Genomic DNA, 20,705 nt, shown 5'->3' on the forward strand with positions numbered 1-20,705 from the left:
ATGAAGCGGAAGGCCAGGAAACCGGCAAGGGCCGTGAACAGGGTGGTAAGGATGAACTTTTTGGATGTAAACAGTTTTTTCATAAGAGTAAGCTCCTTTCATAGCTGGCGGCTGCATGTCTCTGGCAGCCTAAAATTTGGTGTTGTGGTAGCCGGTCAGTTCTACGCGCCGGGTAATGGCGGGGTAAGAGTGGCCGAACATGTAGACATAGAACTCGACATTGCAGGTGAATACATACTCCACCCGGTCGCCTGTTACATGGAACGCAAGGTGGATGTCCCTTACCCGGTAGTCATCCGTGGAAAGGGGGATCTTGTTTGCGAGGCCGTCTGTCACCATGTCCTCCAGCATGGCGGTATAGTCGCTGCTGGAGTAGAGGGTATTTAAGTATTCGCTGAAATTGGTCTCCCTCTGGGAACGGTAGGTGTCCGCATAGATGCTGGCGCTCAGGTTGTTCAGTTCCATCTTTGCGCCGTTACGGATGTTGATGCAGGTGATGCGGATGGAGGCGTACAGCAGCAGGAAGGAGACCAGCATTACGATCCCCACCACAAAAAAGCAGGTAAAGATAGAAATATCCCCGCGGTCATTCCCGAGGAGATTCCTGGCTGTGCCTTTTTTCATACATTTCTTCATGGGGCACCTCACTTCCAGTAATGCTCACTGACGCCCGCCCCTCTGGAGACAACCGTGATGTTCACCAGGTTGAAGTTCCAGAAGCCTCCCAGCTTTGCCCTGCCCGTGATGGTGATGTAGAAGGGTGTGCCCAGCTGGATGGCCCGGCTCATGCCGGACGGGGTAGGGGACTTGTAGGAGGCGTCAATGGAATAGGAGATATTTTCAGCCCCCTCGATCTGGGAACAGAGGAACTGAAAAAGCTGGTCGGTCTCCCCGTTGATGCCGCCGGAAAGCTGGATCTGCTTCACCATCTGGTCCGCACAGTGGTCCAGTTCCTGTTTGGTGGAGATGATGCTGAACAGGTTCAGGATGAAGGCCAGCAGGAGCACCGCAATGAAGATGAACACCACCGTACTGAAATAGTTGACGTCCCCGCGCTCATTTTTCAGTATGGCTGCCGGACTCCTACAGGATTGACCTTTATGGGGAGAGGCCCTGCCGGCTGCTTTGGACATTGTGCCTGGAATTGTCTGGGACAAAGTAAAACCACCGCCTTTCTGACAAAAACAGCCGTCTCCACGGATGGAAAACGGCTGCTTTACATATTTTTGACTGTACCAAGTATAGCATGGATGCCTTTACGGGGAAAGAGCAGAACCGTGCCAATGTTGTGCCGATGATGTGCCAATTTTTTATAATTATTGAAAGGCTTGATAGATTCTATATTAGTTGTATAATAATTATGTGAAATTTATTAGGGGGAAATATAGATGCAAAAAGATAATAAACAGGTTGAACCTATAAAAGAATATTATATTGCATATTTTGATTTACTGGGATATAAAAATTTTTTTGAAAAGAATCCAGAAAGGGTAGGAGCCTTTTTAAATACAATATATGAAGCAATCCAAAATACAAAATCATATATACAAGATATAGATGCTTCTCCAATTATTAGAGGACTTGGTGAAATATCTATTCAAGTAAAAATATTTTCGGATAATATTTTATTATGTTTGGAAAGAAGCGTTGAGCAAATAGAATATTTGCGGTTTTTGGCATTTGTATCCATTGTAGCAGATATACAACGGAATTTTATTTTACAATATGATTTATTTTTACGAGGCGGAATAACAATTGGTTCGCTTTCATTTAATGAAGACTTTATTTTTGGACAAGGCTTAATTGATGCTGTTGCACTAGAAGAAACAGCAATATATCCAAGGATTATTATTGGACAACCAGTCCTTGATTATATTTTACAGACACATTTTATAAAATCTGAGGATTTAAAGAAAGCCTGTGAAATTGAAAATCGTGCACATGCCGGTGAACATATTTCGGATGAAGAACTTAAATTTTGTAATGATATTATTCCTGCAGTTAATATGGAAAAGTTTTATTTACAATGGAGAGATCATCTTATTCTTAGAACATCTGATGAAGCAGTAGTTTTGAATTATTTATATTGTATTGACGTAAATACAATGATTCCTCAAACCGCTAAGGAGCAGATATTAGAATATGTTAAAAAAATTTCTCCAAGTGACTATCAAAGGTTTAGTAATCTTAATCCAAACCAAAAACTCCGATTGGAGCAGCATAAAAAACATATTATTCATAAGATTAACGAATATGGAAAATATGATGACCTGGAAATATCTGCGTGTAAAGAAGCACATTATAGAGAACGCATTCTTAAAAAATATTTATGGGCATTATCCTTTCACAATTATGTGTGTACAATATATCATTTTCCAGAGTGTATGATTAAATCAGGGAGTACTTGTGATATTAGATTTATGAAAATGACTGCAAAAGTATTTGATGATGACGCATTGCACTCAAATGAAATCTTCTAAAAATGTGAGTTATGAAGTAAGAAATATTCGAGCTGATTATAATACCATATGAAAATGAAATATGGGAGGAATAGAAAATAAAAAATTCGGAACTGCTTATAAATTTGCAGTTCCGAATTTTACTATTCCGGAAATCACAGATTCTGCCGAATAATCCGTGTAATGATCCCCACGGCCACGCCCCGCTCTTCATCCAGACGTGTCACGGCAAAGCTTACATCATCCTTCTTGCCGGGAGTCCGGTAGTCATAGCAGGAGTGGGCCACCGCATTGACGCCGTTGGACAGCCGGATATAGACCACGCCCTTATGTACATCCGTGACCTTGCCGGCATACTTGCTCTGGATACGGCATTTTTTCAGGTTGTCATGGCTGGTGTTCTGGGACACGCTCTTGATGTCAGCTTTGATTCCCATATCCTCCAGGCTGTCACGGCGCACGCTCAGGATACGCACAAGCACCTGGTCACCCACGGAAAACCGCTCGTGGGCATCCCCGATCCACTCCCAGGCCAGGTCACGGGCCATGATGGAGCATTCTACACCGAAAACCTCTACCCGGATGACTTTTTCTGCCACAGCAATCACACGGGCCTGGGCGATACGGCCTTCGTAAATGCGGTACATCCCCATGGCATCCGTATCCAGATAGAAGATCTGCCGTTTCCGGAGCATGGCTTCTTTCCGGCTTGCCACCACGCTGCGGGATTTGGAATCAATGCCTTTTACAATAAAGTCGATTTCCGCGCCAAGCATGTTGCCGAGGATCTTGTTCTGGCGCAGCATCAGCTCCGCATATTCCTGCCCGGAAGGGCTGCGGCCGATATTGATCATCATCTCTTTTAAGGGAATCACAATGCGGAATCCCTTGTAGTCTACGATGGAAATGGTCTTGCCATTGTCCGTCTGCTCAATCCCGCCAAGCTGTCCGGTAAGGATGCGCCTGGTGCGGTAGGCGTTGTGGATCTCATGCCAGATGGCATCCTCGCGGGATTCCTCGGTCTCTACTTCTCCCCGGACTTCCAGTGTCAGGACAGGAGCATCCTCTTTTCTGTTTCTGGCACGCCGGGAGGGCGGAACTGTAGTTCCTGTTTCCCTTTCGCCAGAAGGGAGGGGTGTTTCTTCCGGTCCGGCCCAGGCAGGCGGTACATCTTCCTGGGGGATTGTTTCTTCTCCTTCGTCTGTATCAGGAACTGCGGCAGTATCCGGGAAATCCGGCACACCATCAGAAACTGCTTCCGGTGTATCCTTCATTTCTGTATCCGTTTCCTTTGTTTCTCCGCCATTTCCTTCAGGAGTTTTCTCTTTCTTACTGCGTGTGGTGCGCCTGGTCTTTGCAGCGGGGGCATCTGTTTCAGGAGATGCTGCAGATTCCGGTTGTACTTCACCGGAACTGCCGGCATCATACTCAGTACCAGAGCCGTCCATATCCCCCAACACTTCCCCAAACATTTCCTCTTCTGTAAGCTCCGGGAGCATTCCGTCTTCCATATCCGGCCCCTCTGCCGGTTCCTGGTCCATGCTTCCCAGCAGCTCATTTAAGTCCATGCCATCCCCGTCAGTTTCAGGCGGCATGCCGTCTCCTTCAGTGAGGGAAGCTCCGGTCTCTGTGTCCGTTCCGTCCAAAGGAGTGTTTTCTCCCATAGAAGGGTTTTCCAGTTCCATAAGTTCCTTTTTTCTTGCCATGTGTTTACCTCCATAGTGTTGTTATTTTATTTCACAGCCCGGAAATGAGCTGCTCCATAGCGTTCTGTGTTAGGACATGATGGAATCCCTGTCCGTGGATACGATTCCGGCAGGCGTGCCGGAAGATGCGGTTGGGGCAGCCTTTCCCCGATCAGCTGCCGGTGGTTTTTGCTGTGCGCCTGCCGTTGATGGCTTTGGAGTTCCTTTCACAGCGGGTTTTGTACCGGTTTTGGAAGCAGCCCCGGATGATGCCTTTGGCGCATTTTTTGCAGTCTGTTTTTGTGGAGCGTGCTTTGCCACAGGTTCCGGCGCGGCAGCGGTTTCCATTTCCAGCCGCCTCCATTCCGGGATGTGGGCGGATGCCTTGCAGGAGCGCAGCAGGGGATATTCCGGGTGTCTGGAATAGTCCATTTTGTCCACTTTTAAGGTTTTCTTTCCCCGGATGATCACGAGTGCTTCGTCAATGGGCAGGCGCAACACTTCATCCGGCGTCAGCACGGGCCGTTTCCCCACGCCGCTGGTCTCCCGGTATTCCGGTGTGTAGTTGGAGATCCGCCAGGTCCCTAACTGTTTGGACTTGCTGGAGACCGCCACGCTGGCCAGCCCGGTGCGGGAGGAGACAAATTCCGCGGTCAGGGGGTCGGTGCATCCCAGAAAGAGCTGGACGTCACAATTCCCCAGAATTTCCTGCCAGAGGTTCAGCGGATACCGGTTCTGCAGGCCCGCAAGGTTCTGGAACACGCAGGACATGGAGATATTCCGGGAGCGGATGACGCTCAGGCGCCGGGAAAGGTCCGGGATGGTGCCGCAGGCGGTCAGCTCCTCCCCCAAAACATGGACGGGCACCGGGAGCCTCCCGCCCTCGCAGTTTTTGTCCGCATACCGCACCAGCTTGATGAACACGAAGGACAGAAACAGGGACGCCAGGAAGTCGAAGGTGCTGTCCTGGTCGCTGGTCACAAGGAAATAGGCACAGGGCTTCTGTCCTAAGAGTTCTAAATCAATCTCGTCCCTTGCGGTGATCTTTTTGATCAGTTCGGACTGGAACACCTGCAGGCGGCTCCCCAGCCCGATGATCACGCCGCTGCGCACGGAATCGGATGCCTGTTTGAACAGGCTGTAAGGCGCCTTTGCCGGGTGGCTGATGGGCAGCACTTCAAACAGGCTGTTCAATGCGGTTTCCGAATTCAGGGTAATGAGCTGGTAGACCTGGCCCATGTTCCGGTTTTCCGGCGGGTAGCCCTTATCCACATACAGCACCAGCGCCTTTAACAGGTTCATTTCCGCGGAATCCCAGAAATGGTCTCCCTTGCCGCCGCCCGTGGTGTTTCTGATGATGACATCCACGAAGAGCTGCGCCATCAGTTCCTGCCCTTCCACTTCCGAGAGGCAGTTCCAGGAATCCGAGTTTTCCGGACTGACCAGGTTGAACACGTGGACGGTATAGCCTTTGTCACGCAGGTACTCGCTGGATTTTTCGTACAGCTCCGATTTGGGGTCGCAGATTACCAGGGATTCCCCGCGGGATACCCCCTGCAGAATGCGGTTCATGCAGAAGGAGCGTGTCTTCATGGAGCCGCTGGCGCCGTAGACTGCCAGGTTGCTGTTGAGCCTTGTCTTCTCCGGCACGCAGACCGCTTTCCTGTCCAGCATGCCCAGCACGATCCCCTGGTAACGGTGCAGGTCTGCCACCAGCTCCAGAACGCCGGCCATTTCCTTCCGGCTCATCCATCCGGACGTGCCGTAGGTGCCCCTGGCGGAATAGGTGAAATTCCGGTCCTCGTCATATTCCCCGGTATCGCTGTAACCGATCCGCATGACAAGGAGCAGAAGCACCGCCAGTAATCCGATGCAGATAAATATCCCGTAGATCCCGTATGGGGGATGCACCGCCGCACGGAGGCAGGCGGACAGGCCCGGAGAGGGGGACAGGGGAGAAGTGCCGTCCCCCGGATAGCCGCCGCCCTGTTTCCAGAGGGCGTAGTTGCCGATGAACTGCCCCAGGTAGCCGCCCGCATACAGGATGGCAAGGATAGCTATGGGGGCAGTGACCAGTCCTTTCAGTAGTTTTTTCTTGTCTATGGGAAAAACCTCCTTTCAAATTTTTCAAAGCTGATGGTGGAAAACTCTGCCTGCCCGCCGCAGAAGCGGTGGAGGACTTCTTTCTGGAAGTCAAAGCAGATCAGGATTCCTTTCCTCCCCTGTAGCTGGAGCGCCGTGTGGAAACGGTTGATGCGGGGGATGTCCAGAAAGTAACCGAACAGCACCGGGTTTCCGTTCTGGTCCAGGGCGTCATGTTCTATGGGAAGGCCCGCATCCTTTGGGGTAAAGCCCTGCATCAGCAGGTTGTCAAGTTCCGTTGTTTTTACAGGGTCGCATAAGAGTTTCAGCAGCGTATCCCCGTAATGGTCATTGGTCAGGTAGTAAAAATGCTCATAATTCCCGTCCAGAAGGAAGAAGCAGCGGGTATGGCTGTCGCCTTCTTCCAGAATCTGATAAAAAGGTTCCAGAGTATTGCAAAACAGCAGGCCGGAAACTTCCGTCCGGGCATACTGGGAGGCCATCCGCTGGTGGCAGAGGACCATTCTCAAAAGGACCTGCGCCCGCTGCTCTGCGCGGTAGTCCCATTTTGCCATATACGGGCCGCTGTTATAGGTAAGGAAGATGCCGGACGGTGCAAGGAGCACGCCGGTCATACGGGAACTTCTGATCTTTACCATCTCAATCCCCATTTCCTTAACCTCACGGGAACCGTAAAAGGCAGGGGTTTTCAGGGCAGGGAGGGGAACCGCTTCCAGTAAAAAGACCGGGGGCTTTTCGTCCCGGAAGACAGCCACGCCTGCGTTCAGCATGGAGGCATAAGTCTCCGCTGTCCGGTGCAGCCTCATCCTTCTCGTCACTTCGCTCCTGATCCGGTTGGTGTCCGTATCCCCGGTAAGGTAAAAGGAAAACCGTTCGGGGTTCTCTGCCAGAAGTATGCCCTTTGCCCGCCGTCCCAGGCGGAAACCACGCAGCCTGTCTTTGTAGAATACCCGCAGCAGCCCCTCCTTTTTTAGTGAAGTTATGACCGCCTCCATATAACTGGAGCTGTCGTGGATGCGGGGGAGAAGGCTGGACGGGAACTCGCCGCAGACGGCGGCCAGTTCGAGCAGGTAACGGCCCAGTGTGTCCTGCCTGGGGAATGTGTCCTTATGGGACATAAAAAATCACCTCCTTTCCCGGTTTTTTACCGGGGCGGCTAAAGACTTCGGTAAACAGGGTTTATATCCGCCGCAGATAAAGCCCAATAAATGCAATGTTTTTCTGATCCTGGCTGTATGGAGTGGAGAAAGCCTGAAAACCACTAAAAATCCGATATGGATTTCAGTTCTTTTTCCCTGCCGGAAAGCCATCCGGCAAAGCGGCTTTTTTCCATGATGTAGATACGGGTGCCGTTCTGATCTCCAAGCTCCGTGGTATTGTAGGCGTCACATAAAAGCCCGCTGTCATCCGCCATCACATACAGGGCGATGGCGTCCAGGATCTGTTTCTGCTGCAGGTTGTCATAGTCCAGAAGGCACCAGTCCGGCAGTTCATGGTCGTATACATGGGAAATGCATACCACGCATTCCCGGAAGTGGGGCATGGGATGCTCTTTCGCATACTGCCCCAGTGTTGCATGGAGAGGATCAAGCAGGAACAGGCTGCTCTGCCTCATTTTTTTCTTTGGAAGCAGCCGTGGAAGGGATACCTCCAGGATGCCGTTTTCATAGCTGACCTCAATGCCGTGTACTTCCCCGGCTTTCACAAGGTACTCTGCTTTGGGGACAGAGGTGGAAGCGTAGAGGAGATTCCTGAGCTGGCAGGCGATCCCTTCGGCCCGCAGGGCGGCTTCGGTTGACATGGTTTCATAGTTTTCCGGATAGCGCTGGATATCCAGGGAATCCATGGCGCAGATATGGCTGCTCAGCCGGGAAAGGCCATTCTGGATATCTGCGATCCGGCGTGAGATGATTTTTCGGTCCACTCACATCCCTCCAATCTTTTTAGGTTGATTTTTTGTAGTAGCTTACGTTTCCGGCAGCATCCACCGTACAGAATCCGGTAATTCCGGGAAATTCCAGTAAAGGGATCTGTTCCGGGCTGTCCACCAGCACGATACGGCGGCTCCCGCTGTCACGGCTCTGGCGCAGGGCATGGGAGGCGATGGCTTCCTGCCCGGCAGCGGCATGGATGATCTCATACAGTTCGCCGCCGGAGAAAAAGGCAATCTTCACGGGGAACTCACTGGATGAGTGGTATTCCGCCCGGTCGATAAAATCCAGCAGTACCCATGCCGCCCGTACCATGCCGGAATCCGTTTCCATTCTGTCATTCCTGTATGGGAAATAGCCTCCGGTGTCCGTCTGCCGGGTGCGCCCCTGCCTGGATAAGTGGGAGAGCAGGTTTTTCGTGACATCCTCCCTATCCGGGTAGAACCGGCATAACTGTTTTTCTGAAAGCCCCGGATACATGGATATGATCCGGAGCAGTTCCGTGGCCTCATGGCCGTATATATCCGCTCTGGTTTTCACAAAAATTTCCTCCCTTGCTTTTGTCTGCGGAGCAGCCTGGACAGCATAAAAGCTGTATGGGAATCAGGCCGTGGCTGTATTCTGATTGCGTAATCTGTGCGTACAGCAGACGTAATAAAAATAGTATTGCGTAATCCATGCGTATATGGTGCGTAATCCTGTATGCTATCCGGCTTCATTCTGCCGGCGCATCCGCTCCACGATGTCCTTTAACTCCCTCCGGTCTGTGGTGATCAGGTCTTTTTCCAGGGGGCTTGCCTTGAACTCCACCATGATGTTATTGTTGTTGGTACTGATCAGGCCATTGCCCCGTTCAAAGTGGGTGACTTCCATGATCTCCGCATCGGAGAGGTGGAGGGCGCTCTGCACGCGCATGGCCTCGTCATCCTCTAGGTTCAGGATGATCTTGGTCTTGGAGTTGTTGATGATGCCTTTCCCAAACCGCCCTTCATCCAGGTTGAAGAAGTCATTCAGGTCCTGGCTGGCGCAGACGGCAGAGCCGCCGTATCCGCGGATGGTCTTGAAGATCTCCAGGACAAAATCCCCCGCAAGGCGCGTGCCCGTGGCGCCGGCGCCGGATAAGAGCTGCCAGCACTCGTCAATGAAGATGGTCTTTTCCTCGGTACGGTCTTCCTTGGCCCGGTCCCAGACAAAGTCCAGGGCAACGAACATCCCCACGGTGAGCAGGTCCCCGGTCAGGGAGGAAATATCCAGTACGGTATATTTATTGTCCAGTGACACGTTGGTCTGCTGGTTGAAGGTGCTGGCGGAGCCGTTCACCAGACGGTTCAGGATATTGGCAAGACGCCTGGTGGCAGCGGCTTTCTTTAAAATCTCATAAAGGTCGCCCAGCACCGGCATTTCCCGGTATCTCCCCGGGGCTTTTGGGTCAGCCAGGGAAGCGTTGTCATGGGTGATGCCCTTTTTGTTGTAGGTGTGGATCAGGGCCTCATCCAGAAGCTGGCGCTCCTCATGGTTCATGTCCGGGATCAGCAGGCTGAAAAAGATATGGAGCCGCTGGATCTTCTCCGCCAGTTCCGAAAGCTGGATGCCGGGGCCATCCAGCAGCTCGTTCACGGTGCGGTCCACCTGCCGGATCTCCATCACGTTAATGCAGTGTGGGCTTGCCGGGGAGACCTGGATAAATTCGCCTCCCACGTTGGCGCAGGCCCGGTGGAACTCATGCCCTTTTAACGGGGCGATGATAAAAATGGGGATTCCCTTGCGCCGCATCCGCAGGGCCATAAGCTGCATGGTAAAGGTCTTGCCCGCGCCGGAAGTCCCCAGGATTGCCATGTTGGCGTTTTTGTAGACGGCGGAATTGAAGATATCCACAATGATCAGGGAGCTGTTGTATTTGTTCACCCCCAGAAGGATGCCGTTGTCATCGCACATCTCGTAGCTGGTAAAGGGATAACAGCTTGCCGCGCCCCCGGTTAAGAGGTTGCGCCTGCTGCGCTCATACAGCCCTTTATCCACGGATACCAGGGGCAGGGCGGTAAGGAAAGCCTGTTCTTCCCGGAAGTGGCAGGAGGATACCCGCATGTCCTGGGAGAGCAGGAGTTTCTTCATCTCGCTGACCTTCCATTCCAGGTCCTCTTCATTGGGCGCCGTAATGGTAATTAACAGGTTCATAAAGTAAAAATCTTCATTGTCTGCCAGCCCCTCCTTCAGGAAATAGCCGCTCCGGATGGCGCTGTCGATATCGTCAAAGTCCGTGTTGGTATCGCTGGCGTCCTTGATCCGGGAGCGGTTGATGCGCAGCTGCTGGCCCACCTTCTGGATGATGCGCTCCTTGGGCTGGCGGGAGAGGAACATGTCCAGGTCGATCCCGTCCCCGGCATTGACCATCAGGCTGAGCCAGCCGGCCGGCACATGGGTCTTATAGCCGTCCGAGGGGATCAGCAGGTAGGCATAATACAGCCCGTCGATGCAGATGTACCTTCCATGGGTAAAGTCAATGCTTGCAGGGGCGATAAATTCCCCGGCCGGGATATGGTCGATCTCCGCCTCCCTCCCGTCTGCCAGATACCGGGCCACCACCTCTTTTGCCCGGACAGGGAGGGGCTTTGTGGCGCTTTCCTTCCGGCACAGGAGGTTGTAGAGCACATCTATGGTAAACTCGTCCTCGTTGTCCGGCAGCACCACTTCATTCCCGCACTGGCGCAGGTAATTGGATGCAGTATGGACGGCGGACTGCAAAGAACCGATGGCCTCCCCTTCCTCGTCCGTGCGCCTTGCGTTCCCCCAGGGTTCATATTCAAAGATCAGGAAGAACCGGCGCGTCACCGCTTCACGGGAACAGATCTGCTGGATGAACTGCAGGTAGTCCTCCTGCATGAGCCGGCACTGTTCGTTGATCTCCTGTGCCATCTCCCGGCGCACCGTGTCCATGTGGCGGCCGATGTCCGCCCGGCGGGTCAGCACCTTGAACTGGAGCTTTACGGGGCTTATCTTTAAATAGGAAACAAAGGAATAGATGATGCTCCTCTGTTCTCTGGCACTCCTGAGCAGGAAGTTGATGGGGACCACCTCCACCACCTTGACATAGCGGTGGTCTTTTGTGTAGATGATGCCGTTTTCAATTTTGCGGATGGGCAGGTAGTCCGCCACCGGGTTTAAGTGGGTAAACTGGGGTTCCAGTGTACGGAGCGGTTTTCTGGCAGAAGGATTCCTGCCGGACTGCCTGTTTTTATGGTCTGCTTTTTTGGATTTTGCAGATGCTTTCCGCGTATCTGTTTTTTTGTTTCCTTTTTTTTCGGCTTTTCCCGTTTTGGGGTTCTGGGTCCTGCCGTTTTGGGGTTTCTGTGTCTGGCTGGGGCGGAGCTTCTGCCGTATCTCATATCCTTTCACCTGGTCGAACTCTGCAGGAAAATCATCCTCCCCTTTGCGTTTCCAGCCGGATATGCCACCGATCCTGTCATTTTTGCCGGAAGTGTTTTTTCCAGCCGGCTTTGTATTTTGGGCAGCATTTTCTGATGCCGCAATTTCCCCACTGCTGTATTTTCCTTTCCGGTGTTCTTTTCTCTCTTTTTTTGAGCGGGGAGTTTTCCGCATGGTCTCCTGGCTTTCGCCGCCCACGATACGGCGGTTCTTCATATATTTTAAGAAGATGACCAGGAAGGACGACAGGCTTTCCCCCGATATGCCGATCAGGGCAAACAGCACAAGGGGCAGGGTAGTCAGGCACAGCACGATGATCCGTGCGGTCAGGCCAAAGGGCAGAAACAGGAAGATTGGCAGCCCGGTCACTACCGCCAGGATGCCAGCCTCGATCACGTTCCTTGCCCGGAACATGCCGCCGAAAAACGTGCCCGTGTCTACAAAGTTCGGCGGGATGATATAGGTATCATGGTCATTTTGATGGTTCATGTAGTAGTACCTCTCTTTCGCAGTGTGTCAGTTCCGGCCATGGGCAGATGCAGAGCGGAACCGTCCGTAAACAGGTTTCATGGCCGGACTGCGGCAGGGCGGCTCATCCGATGATCCAGAAGGGGCCGCCCGCGCCGACACGTCTGCTGGCTTCGTTTAAAATAATGGAAAGGTCCCAGAGCTGTCCGCTCCGCCGGTAGCTGGCGGGGTCCGCCACCAGGATCTTCCCGTCTTGCACTCCCCGCAGCACGATAAAGTGGCCGCCGCTTGTGAAGTGTCCCTTTGACATGATGGCCACCACCAGCTTCCCGTCCGCCAGGGCGTCCAGTATCCGCTGGGGCTCCGAGGGGGAACAGCCGGAAACGGCAAGCCCCCAGTGTGCGGCCGCCCCGGGGATCAGGGCATGGTAGGAGCCGCTGCCTTTGCACCAGTAGCCGTTTTCATACGCCCACCGGGCCATCTGTTCCGGGTCCACCGTCTCGCCGGCCAGGGAGGACACCACCATCGCCATGGAGGTAGGCCCGCAGCCGTAGCCGCCGATATGGTCGGTGCCATAGGGCTTCCCGGCATAGCGTTCATCCAGCTGGTTGAAATAGACAACCTCCGTGCCCCCGTCCGTGAAACGCACATCGCCCAGGGAGGGGATGCTGTTTCCTTCCCAGTTCTCCAGGTTCTGTATAAGTCCGTCTCCCAGAAACAGGCTCAGGTTCTGCGCATAATCGGCGGCAAGCTCCTTCTGTTTATCCGTAAGGGCGAATACCTGGTCGGCAAAGTAATCCTCCCCGTTGTAGGAAATGGTATAGATCATCCATTTCTCCGATACGATGGTCTCTTCCCCGGTCTCCGGGTCCTCCACGGTCTTCTCACGGATTTCTTCCGTCCGCCTGTAGGAGTAGAGATGGGATTTCCCCCGGCGCATGACAGCCGCCATGTCCGCAATGGAGATATCCGCGAAGTCTTTTTCCTTTGCCGCGCAGTACTGGGAGACAAACAGGTTGGCATTGTATACAGGACTTGTCTCATAAGGGTTAATGACTTCCATGCCGTCCCCGTCCGAGGCTGCAAAATCCCGTTCAATCCGCTCCATGACATCCTCCATGCCTTCCCCCAGGATGGTGATGATGGTATAGGTGATGGTGTTGGCATTTTCTATAAGGGCATTTTCGCTGTTCAGGATGGGCGTTTCCGGGTCTGCTGGGGAAAAAGCGGAGGAAAAGCCGTCAAAGAGCAGGCCGGGGAGCATAAGTACAAACAGCACCGGGAGCAGCAACAGCACAGCGGCGGCCGCCACAAATTTCCCAATCGATTTCCGTTCTTCCCATAACGCCCCGGCCACAGCCCCGTAGGGGCCGCCGGCAGCGGCGCCTTTTGCAGCCCCGGATACCGCCTTTCCCGCTTTCAGGGCGCCCCTGGCCAGGTGTGCCGCGGATGCGCCGGTTTCCAGGGCTTCTTCCAGCCCGTTTTTCTGTTGTTCTGCCATTTATAACCTGTCCTTTCTTTTCGGTGCCGGCGGCATCTTTTTCACGATGGATTCTTTGTAGGCGATAGAGCCGTCTGCCGCCATATAGGGTGACTTCTCCACGGCATCCTGCGCATACTGTTTATACCAGGAAGTGCCGTCCACGGCCTGCACGGTGGCGTATGCCCCTTCCGGCGGGGTGTACTGGTCCGCATGGTACATGCCGAAGGAAATGCCCTCCGGGTGTTCCCCGGAGATCTCCGTGCCGGTGATGCGCCCGCCCCCGATTTCTACATTGGTAAAGGACGGGACATGCTGTGCACCCTCTTCCAGGGCGGCATAGCCCATGTAGGAATGGAGGGCCTGGGCTGCCTTTTCCCCGGTCATGGAACCCACGGACGCCATGCTTCCGGTCGCCACCGTGCCAATCACGCTGTTAGCAAAATCGCCGCCCTTTGCAACGGAAGACGCATACATGTTTCCCCCAATGCCTGCGGATACGGCGGATGCGAAGCCGCCGATACCGGTTTTGGAAGTCCGTTCACTCTGCCGGTCTGCCTGCGTGTGGGTAGTAGCCGTGCGGATGGCGCTGTTTGTGACCTGCCGGCTGACCACCCCGGCAAGGCCGCCTGCCATGAATCCGCCCGGACTGCCGGGGCTTCCGGGTGAGCCGGAGCCTGCATTCACATGGGAGGAGGAACTGCTGTAGCCGCCGCCGAAGTGCTGGCGGGAAAAGTTACGGACCGCCCCCACGCCCCTTGCGGCGATCATGGCCTCCGCAATCATGGAACCGCCCGTATGCCCCACGTTGACACCCAGGCTGGACATGAAGGAGTCAATCTTCTGGGACACCTTTAAAAATGCGATGGCACACAGGAACCAGACCAGGACATTGCCCGATACCGCTTCCCGGCCCGCCGCATCCACCTGGGCCTGGGCATCGCTCTCCGAAAAGGCAAAGGTCGTCTGGCAGGACAGGCAGAGGAGGAGTGCCACCAGAAAGGCCGCAGTCAATATTTTTTTATATCTTTTCATGGTTTTCATCCTTCCTTTCGTCTCTCATAATGAAAGCGGGTTTGCAATAAAAGCCCCGACCATGCTCGTGAACAGGCGCAGGCACCAGGCATTCATGAGCAGGAGGAAGACCTGCCCGCCGAACATCCGGCACCAGGATTTGAAAATGTTAGCGGTGGACTGGGAGGCCCCCATGGAAAAAGCCACAGGCGCCGTGTAGACCAGCACCCCTAAAAGGACATACCGTTCCGCCGCTTCAAAAAGGAGCTTTAAGTAATTCCATGCCAGCACCAGCACGACGATCAGGGCGATCAGGGCCACCGCCCCGTTGGCACAGACGCCGATGATGGCCAGCATCACCGAATTGAAATCGGCAAAGCTTAAAGCCGGCAGGTCGGAATCCATGATCCAGTGGTACGGGGTGCCGCCGATCTTTAAGACCGTATCCACGATGCCGTCCGAGAAGTAGGCCAGCAGGATGAAGAGGACGGAGCGGATGCTCAGGCGCACCGGGTCCTCCGCCTCAATGCCTGCCCCCAGCCCGAAGTTTTTGAACAGCTGCCATACCCAGTTTAATAAGATGATGCCGATAGCCAGCGCCACAAAGACTTTATACATGGTCTCCGCGGCGGGGAAGTAGCGGAGGAATACGGTCATGTCGCAGCCCAGCGCCCCCAGGACCGAAGTGGTGACAAGGTCAAGGCCGTGCATCACCTGTTCGGCGATCCATTCCACAATGCCGTCTAAGATACCCATAAATGATCACTCCTTTCCGTGTGGGATGCCGGTCATCCATTCCATTTGCCGTCCGCAAAGAACGGGGTGATGTAGGCCATGATGAAGCCCAGCCCGTTTAAGATCGCCCAGGTGATGCAGATGCGCTTCAGCCATGCCCGGCTCTCGTCCACCGTGCGGCCGGAGCGGGAGAAGTTCATCATCAGCAGGGCAACCGAAGCAGTGACGATAGCGGCAACCGTGGAGATCAGCACGATCTGGTTATAGACATCTTTCATAATCTCCGTGGCCTTCGTCCATACATCCGCGGCGTATGCCGTCTGGGTGAACATTAGGAACATCATGGAACTGAGGAAGGCATAATAGGCTGCCTTTGTGGGGGAGAACCTGAATTTTGGTTTCTTTCCTGCCGGGGCAGGCGTCTGCAGTTTGTTTTTCAGTCTCAATTTGTGGACCTCCTTTAAATAAGATTTGGTGGTGGAAAGAAAAAACCATGCCGCAGATAGGCATGGTCCTCTTTCCTCCGGGCTGCAGGGGTGGGAATATCCGGATTGCGGTGAAAGGCGCAAAAAAAGCACCTCTCTGGAAAGGTGCCATGCCAGCCCGGATTGCTTCTGGATACAGTTTTCAGCATATTTAGTGTAACATATCTCTATTTACGGGGAAAGAGCAGAACCGTGCCAATTTTGTGTGGAATTGTGCCAATTTTGTGCCAGAAAAACAGATTACGGAATATATTAAGAAAAATTAGATGAACGTTATTTTGTAAAACATACTATAGAATACAGCTTATATATGAGGGGTCATTTTTATAAATTATAGATACCCAGGTTCCTGCATATCTGATATAATACAAAAGAAGATGCAGTATTTAAGGAGGACTACCCTGGCAGCCCGGTCACAAAAATAAGCATCTTCCAGTAATTTAGTATATGCCATAGCAAATTGTATTATGTAAAATTAAAAAGATACAGTAGGCAAGAGAGTACTACCCGGGTAGCCTGTTTCAAGTCTATGTATCTTTAACTGCTCTAATCATAACCGATACATAGGGCTTTGTCAAGCAGAAAAATACAGGAAAACAGCCAGTACCAAAGCTGCTCTGGCAGAGATACGAGGAGAAAACAGATGGAGAACAGCGGAATCCAAAAGTGCAGAAAATATTTTATATTTAAAATTCAGGATTTGGTAAATAATTCATACCACACATTAGAGGAAAAGCGTCAGGAGAGCCTTCTTAAATATATTGAAATCTGCATAGACACTTATGATGAATTGAGAATGTCATTAGATCAGAGTAAACTGAACCGTTCTTATGAGGGGCTGTTGGACGGACTGGATGCCCAGTTACAAAAACATCCTTTCCGACTTCTGGATCTGTATAAAGATGATTTTTCCAGACTTCATTGCCTGTTGAAACCGGCTAACGGAAAAAGAGAGAAGGAAAGCGAAAAAGAGAAAGAAAATGGCAAAGGACCAGAGATTCATAATATCCATAGAAATCTGGTTGCTTTAAAGAAAAAGCTAGAAGCCGAAAATATGATTGAGCGTTACATAGAATGCCTATTGAAGGAACAAGTTTTCAGTAATATGGACTACCTTATGGAAGCTCTGGTTAGCGATTTGTTAAATATGGGTTATTCTATGGCTTATATTGTAGAATATTTTAAAAACCAGCAGAAGCGATTTGTAGAGACTGGAGATTGTGAACAAATCATCAGGGATATGAAAAATTTGAATAAAATTCCCGTAGGGTTCAGAATCTTTATAAAATATAAAGTTGATAGTGAAACTCAGCAGGAACGGGCGCGGGAATTGTTAGGACGGCATTTTGAACTTGTATCCGAAGAAGTTTTGCCAGCCAATAATCAGTGGATGCAGGACGGGTGGCAGGTTGCTACCAAAGTGTATCTGGCACTTGATGCATATAAAGCTATAGACATGGCAAGAAAGGAATTCCAGTCAGTCAAACAGCTCTTTGATATGTGGCAGGCTACTCAAAACTTTATCAGGGACGATATATGGTATGCCTGGGAGGACGAAACAGGTTTTCATAAAATTGGATTGGGCAGTGTGGATAATACAAGAATGCTGTCCTATATTGATAACAATTATCGTAAACAGATGGAACGCTTTTTGCAGCTTGAAAAGACTGTTGTTAATGAAAATAAGGGAACACTGGAAAGGGTACTTTATACCCTGCATACAGCTAAGGGTTATTCCATACAAAACAGATTTTTGAATTTTTGGTCATCGTTGGAGTATATTCTTCATCCGTTCCCTAAATACACGATTATCGAAAAGGCAAGGGTAATCGTACCGGAAGTATTTAGTCTCTTCTATCTTAAAAATAAGCTGAATATATTCTGGACTCGCTTGACTTATTGTATGGAGAAAAAAGGATATAAGGAAAAATATCCTGCATTAGATTTTTTCTGTACAGACTGTAGAGAAGGAAAGGATTATTCCACAAGAAAAGTAATATCTTACCTGTTAGATAAAGAGAAATATGCCCCCTTACTCTCAGAACTATCCTTTCACATTGTTTTGGAGAGGGAATGTATGGAACTGATTATGCTCTTAACGGAGCCACAGAAGGCATCTAAGGCGATAAAAGAATATTACGAAGAAATCAGGCATGACTTGAATTATATTTATCGGCTACGGAACCAACTGATTCATTCTGCAAAGGATATAGATGATTCATTGGAATATATCAGTTTTCGGTTATACAGGTATGTAAATTCTGTTCTGTCAACGATTTTATATTACGAGGAAAAGAACAGTGCTTACAGTATTATAGATATACTTAGTTCTATAGATGCGACTTATCAGAATTATAGCAGTAAATTGTTCATTGAAGAGCCAAGGAAAAAACAAAATAATAAAGAACAAGAAAGCAATACGATTACGGAAGAAGAAGGCTACCGCTTAGTAAGGCCCAAATATCTTTTCTTAGAATAATATTTATTTAAAATGTTTTTGCTTCCCACGGCAAAAGCCCGTCAGGATTCCATGGAGACGTTTTCCTGACGGGCTTTTTGGATAATGCTCTCGAACCTCCCTTAGCCGAAAGTGATTTAGTGCTTTGTGTTTTTATGATTGACTAATACCTTTGCCGCTTTGCTTTTAGTTCTTTTGCTTGATGATTTTGATGCTAATCTTCTGCCAGCGGCACCAACTTTTCCACCGTGATGAACAGCCATAGTACACCTCCTTACATTCTGGGTAATTTCAGTAAATTGTCATGTATGGTATCGTTTGCTTCTGAACGAACATACTTTTCTCCCCGATAACTTGTTGCGGGAACAACATACGGAAAAGGAGAAATATTAACTTTAATACTGTTAGGATTTGTCTTCAGAAAGTCGTGAAGAACAGCTTTGGGAAAAAATCCCGGATTATTGCATCCATCCACATAGATTTCTGCGATTTCCTGTGTGTTGTTAGAGTTTCTGCAGCCATTCTGCATTCTGATCTTTTTTGCGTACATCATAGAATGTACCTCCTTAAATAATTATTTACAGAGCATTCTTCTGAGCTGTTTCCATAAGAAACCTACTATTTTTTGATGATAGAGGTTGTAATTTAACTATCAAAATGCTAAAATGACTGTAGGGAGCAGACATTGCATTTTGAATGGATTGTCGCTACAGAAAGGCAGTGGTTTGTGAGTGCCAGTCACAATACCGCTGTTTTTTGTTCTGCATCAATGCACCGTTCCTTCGATGCAACATCATTATAGCACATCTGTTCCACGGATGCAACATATTTTTGTTGCATTTGTGGAACAAATATGGTATGATTTTTCCAGAAAGGAGCCACTATAATGAAAAATACATCATTTGGGCATTACCTCGTACAATTAAGAACTGAAAAAAAGATTAGCCAGCGAAAACTGGCGGAACTGGCAGGAGTAACAAATTCTACAATCAGCCGTATTGAAGCAGATGCCGTTAAACCTGATCCAGCAACACTGGAGAAGCTAGCTGCGGCTTTACAGGTTGATAAGGCATTATTATTAACAAAATGTGGATATAGCGAAATACCAGAAGAATTTGTTATCATAGCCCGTAAGACAGGGGAGTTGTCAGAGGAAAAGAGGAAAGAGGCATATAAAATATTTAATGATACTATAGACAAATTCCTTCTTGATGATGAAGATGAGGAGGAATGATAATGTTCGAGTGGTCAAAAATAACTTCATTGGCTTATTTGACGCTATTGGAACTGAATATACAAGAGTTTCCAATACCGGCAAAAAAAATAAAATGTAAAGGGGTAATGATAAGCAGTTATCAAAATTATGCTAAAAAAACAGGGCTTTCGATGGATGAAATTACATTGGGCCATGAATTGGAAGATGCTTTTCTTTTAAAAGGTTTACGTCCAGGACTCACACTAATTTTATATAATAAAGAAAAATATGGGCCACGCATGAAACATACTCTTTGGCATGAAATAGGTCATGTTAAATGTGAACATAAAAAGCACAGTGAGAAAGAAGAAATTGAAGCGCACTTTTTTGCGGCACAAGCCAATGCACCTAATGTCCTTATTAAAACCATTGCGAAACGAGGCTATAAAATAGATGTACATTTTCTTATGGAATGTTTTGGTCTAAGCGAAGAAGCCGCACAAAAGAAAATGGGCTATTTAAACAAATATGGTTTTGAACATTCCAACGAGTATGATGATATTGTGCAGATGCAATTTGCAAATTATATTGATACGAAATACCCACCTAAAACAAAATACTTTTATGACGATTATTATGATGATTTAGACAGAGAACGTGAAAATTGGTATTAGATATTAAAGAGGCGACTGTTAAATGATAGCCGCCTCTTTGCTAGTTCTTGGAAAATATGAATTATAATTCCCTGTCCGCATAATCATACTTTAAATTTCCAACTATTACTCTCGCATGATTTCTGATCTGTATATACTGTTTTCTTTGATTTTCCAATGCCTTTTTATATCCAGCTTCTGTCAGAAACAGTCTCATTCGACTACCTTTATCTCCTATTGGGGATTCTCCTGAGAGTACATCAAACACAATCATATGCTTTACTTCCGGGTCAAAGCGTTCCAGTGCCATAATATCATGCCCTTCCAGTTTCCGGGCACCGGACTCCTGCCGGGCCACCGCAATCATCTCCCCAACGGTCCTTGCTTTCCATGGCAGGTGATAATTTCTCTGAATGTCACAGATCAGCTCTTTGCAGTCATCCTCTGAAAGTTCACGGAGTTTCTTTAACAGATTTTCTGCAGTCTCTTTTTTGTGCTGATTGCGGGTATACTGGCACAACACAGCAATCTCCTGTACCGCGTCATATCGGCGGCATCCCTCCAACTGGAATATCATCCTTTTTTCCTCTTCGGTCAATGTTATCATATATTTCCT

General features: G+C 49.8%; 19 protein-coding genes. 4 read left to right on the forward strand and 15 right to left on the reverse strand.

Annotation, left to right across the window (positions count from 1 at the left end):
- Positions 1–129: 129 nt before the first annotated feature.
- Both DFR60_RS09260 and DFR60_RS09265 read right to left on the reverse strand, forming a co-directional pair.
- Positions 130–636, reverse strand: a complete 507-nt coding sequence (locus DFR60_RS09260) for a hypothetical protein (protein ID WP_243005017.1) — start codon at positions 634–636, stop codon at positions 130–132.
- Between the two features lie 8 nt (positions 637–644).
- Positions 645–1,157: a DUF4320 family protein gene (locus DFR60_RS09265; protein WP_243005018.1), complete on the reverse strand. Its 513-nt coding sequence runs from the start codon at positions 1,155–1,157 to the stop codon at positions 645–647.
- A gap of 231 nt (positions 1,158–1,388) precedes the next feature.
- On the opposite strand from DFR60_RS09265, the gene DFR60_RS09270 reads away from it, so the two are divergent.
- Positions 1,389–2,480, forward strand: coding sequence for a hypothetical protein (locus tag DFR60_RS09270; protein WP_110322650.1), 1,092 nt, complete (start codon positions 1,389–1,391; stop codon positions 2,478–2,480).
- 134 nt (positions 2,481–2,614) lie between these two features.
- Here the strand turns inward: DFR60_RS09270 and DFR60_RS09275 are convergent, their stop codons facing one another.
- From DFR60_RS09275 to DFR60_RS09320, 10 genes are all read right to left on the reverse strand, one after another.
- Positions 2,615–4,165: a S1 RNA-binding domain-containing protein gene (locus tag DFR60_RS09275; RefSeq protein WP_110322651.1), complete on the reverse strand. Its 1,551-nt coding sequence runs from the start codon at positions 4,163–4,165 to the stop codon at positions 2,615–2,617.
- A gap of 69 nt (positions 4,166–4,234) precedes the next feature.
- A complete protein-coding gene (locus DFR60_RS09280) occupies positions 4,235–6,220 on the reverse strand; it encodes a VirD4-like conjugal transfer protein, CD1115 family (protein ID WP_110322652.1) in 1,986 nt (661 codons plus the stop codon).
- 23 nt (positions 6,221–6,243) lie between these two features.
- Positions 6,244–7,365 carry a hypothetical protein gene (locus tag DFR60_RS09285; protein WP_243005021.1) on the reverse strand — a complete coding sequence of 374 codons (1,122 nt, stop codon included), beginning with the start codon at positions 7,363–7,365 and terminating at the stop codon, positions 6,244–6,246.
- 143 nt (positions 7,366–7,508) lie between these two features.
- Positions 7,509–8,171 carry a DUF6100 family protein gene (locus DFR60_RS09290; protein WP_110322653.1) on the reverse strand — a complete coding sequence of 221 codons (663 nt, stop codon included), beginning with the start codon at positions 8,169–8,171 and terminating at the stop codon, positions 7,509–7,511.
- A 19-nt stretch (positions 8,172–8,190) separates the two neighbouring features.
- Positions 8,191–8,718 carry a DUF5697 family protein gene (locus tag DFR60_RS09295; RefSeq protein WP_110322654.1) on the reverse strand — a complete coding sequence of 176 codons (528 nt, stop codon included), beginning with the start codon at positions 8,716–8,718 and terminating at the stop codon, positions 8,191–8,193.
- Between the two features lie 165 nt (positions 8,719–8,883).
- On the reverse strand, positions 8,884–12,090 hold the full coding sequence (locus DFR60_RS09300; RefSeq protein ID WP_110322655.1) for a VirB4 family type IV secretion system protein: 3,207 nt from the start codon (positions 12,088–12,090) through the stop codon (positions 8,884–8,886).
- A 103-nt stretch (positions 12,091–12,193) separates the two neighbouring features.
- Positions 12,194–13,570, reverse strand: a complete 1,377-nt coding sequence (locus tag DFR60_RS09305) for a C39 family peptidase (protein WP_110322656.1) — start codon at positions 13,568–13,570, stop codon at positions 12,194–12,196.
- Complete coding sequence (locus tag DFR60_RS09310; protein WP_110322657.1) at positions 13,571–14,584, reverse strand: hypothetical protein; 1,014 nt, start codon at positions 14,582–14,584, stop codon at positions 13,571–13,573.
- 24 nt (positions 14,585–14,608) lie between these two features.
- A complete protein-coding gene (locus DFR60_RS09315) occupies positions 14,609–15,319 on the reverse strand; it encodes a hypothetical protein (RefSeq protein WP_110322658.1) in 711 nt (236 codons plus the stop codon).
- A 32-nt stretch (positions 15,320–15,351) separates the two neighbouring features.
- Positions 15,352–15,744, reverse strand: coding sequence for a fimbrial protein (locus DFR60_RS09320; protein ID WP_110322659.1), 393 nt, complete (start codon positions 15,742–15,744; stop codon positions 15,352–15,354).
- Positions 15,745–16,426: 682 nt separating this feature from the next.
- On the opposite strand from DFR60_RS09320, the gene DFR60_RS09325 reads away from it, so the two are divergent.
- Positions 16,427–18,262, forward strand: coding sequence for a hypothetical protein (locus tag DFR60_RS09325; RefSeq protein ID WP_110322660.1), 1,836 nt, complete (start codon positions 16,427–16,429; stop codon positions 18,260–18,262).
- Positions 18,263–18,378: 116 nt separating this feature from the next.
- On the opposite strand, the gene DFR60_RS31140 is transcribed toward DFR60_RS09325, so the two are convergent.
- Both DFR60_RS31140 and DFR60_RS09330 read right to left on the reverse strand, forming a co-directional pair.
- Entirely contained in the window at positions 18,379–18,504 is a 126-nt protein-coding gene (locus DFR60_RS31140; protein ID WP_278321378.1) for a hypothetical protein, read from the reverse strand.
- 11 nt (positions 18,505–18,515) lie between these two features.
- Positions 18,516–18,794, reverse strand: a complete 279-nt coding sequence (locus DFR60_RS09330; protein WP_243005022.1) for a DUF3892 domain-containing protein — start codon at positions 18,792–18,794, stop codon at positions 18,516–18,518.
- A 333-nt stretch (positions 18,795–19,127) separates the two neighbouring features.
- On the opposite strand from DFR60_RS09330, the gene DFR60_RS09335 reads away from it, so the two are divergent.
- Together DFR60_RS09335 and DFR60_RS09340 are read left to right on the forward strand one after the other, a co-directional pair.
- Positions 19,128–19,475 (forward strand): helix-turn-helix domain-containing protein, encoded by a 348-nt coding sequence (locus DFR60_RS09335; protein WP_110322661.1) that lies wholly within the window; start codon positions 19,128–19,130, stop codon positions 19,473–19,475.
- Positions 19,476–19,477: 2 nt separating this feature from the next.
- A complete protein-coding gene (locus DFR60_RS09340; protein ID WP_167437562.1) occupies positions 19,478–20,110 on the forward strand; it encodes an ImmA/IrrE family metallo-endopeptidase in 633 nt (210 codons plus the stop codon).
- 61 nt (positions 20,111–20,171) lie between these two features.
- Here DFR60_RS09340 and DFR60_RS09345 read toward each other — a convergent pair whose 3' ends face one another.
- Complete coding sequence (locus DFR60_RS09345) at positions 20,172–20,696, reverse strand: DUF5720 family protein (RefSeq protein ID WP_341457934.1); 525 nt, start codon at positions 20,694–20,696, stop codon at positions 20,172–20,174.
- Between the last annotated feature and the right edge of the window lie 9 nt (positions 20,697–20,705).

This window comes from Hungatella effluvii (genome assembly GCF_003201875.1).
Taxonomy (GTDB): Bacteria; Bacillota; Clostridia; order Lachnospirales; family Lachnospiraceae; genus Hungatella; species Hungatella effluvii.

Coding starts and splice junctions, on each gene's coding strand:
- DFR60_RS09340 (WP_167437562.1), top strand. CDS start 19,478: ATGTTCGAGTGGTCAAAAATAACTTCATTGGCTTATTTGACGCTATTG.
- DFR60_RS09310 (WP_110322657.1), bottom strand. CDS start 14,584: ATGAAAAGATATAAAAAAATATTGACTGCGGCCTTTCTGGTGGCACTC.
- DFR60_RS09285 (WP_243005021.1), bottom strand. CDS start 7,365: ATGTCCCATAAGGACACATTCCCCAGGCAGGACACACTGGGCCGTTAC.
- DFR60_RS09275 (WP_110322651.1), bottom strand. CDS start 4,165: ATGGCAAGAAAAAAGGAACTTATGGAACTGGAAAACCCTTCTATGGGA.
- DFR60_RS09305 (WP_110322656.1), bottom strand. CDS start 13,570: ATGGCAGAACAACAGAAAAACGGGCTGGAAGAAGCCCTGGAAACCGGC.
- DFR60_RS09260 (WP_243005017.1), bottom strand. CDS start 636: ATGAAGAAATGTATGAAAAAAGGCACAGCCAGGAATCTCCTCGGGAAT.
- DFR60_RS09330 (WP_243005022.1), bottom strand. CDS start 18,794: ATGATGTACGCAAAAAAGATCAGAATGCAGAATGGCTGCAGAAACTCT.
- DFR60_RS09315 (WP_110322658.1), bottom strand. CDS start 15,319: ATGGGTATCTTAGACGGCATTGTGGAATGGATCGCCGAACAGGTGATG.
- DFR60_RS09300 (WP_110322655.1), bottom strand. CDS start 12,090: ATGAACCATCAAAATGACCATGATACCTATATCATCCCGCCGAACTTT.
- DFR60_RS31140 (WP_278321378.1), bottom strand. CDS start 18,504: ATGGCTGTTCATCACGGTGGAAAAGTTGGTGCCGCTGGCAGAAGATTA.
- DFR60_RS09325 (WP_110322660.1), top strand. CDS start 16,427: ATGGAGAACAGCGGAATCCAAAAGTGCAGAAAATATTTTATATTTAAA.
- DFR60_RS09345 (WP_341457934.1), bottom strand. CDS start 20,696: ATGATAACATTGACCGAAGAGGAAAAAAGGATGATATTCCAGTTGGAG.
- DFR60_RS09335 (WP_110322661.1), top strand. CDS start 19,128: ATGAAAAATACATCATTTGGGCATTACCTCGTACAATTAAGAACTGAA.
- DFR60_RS09270 (WP_110322650.1), top strand. CDS start 1,389: ATGCAAAAAGATAATAAACAGGTTGAACCTATAAAAGAATATTATATT.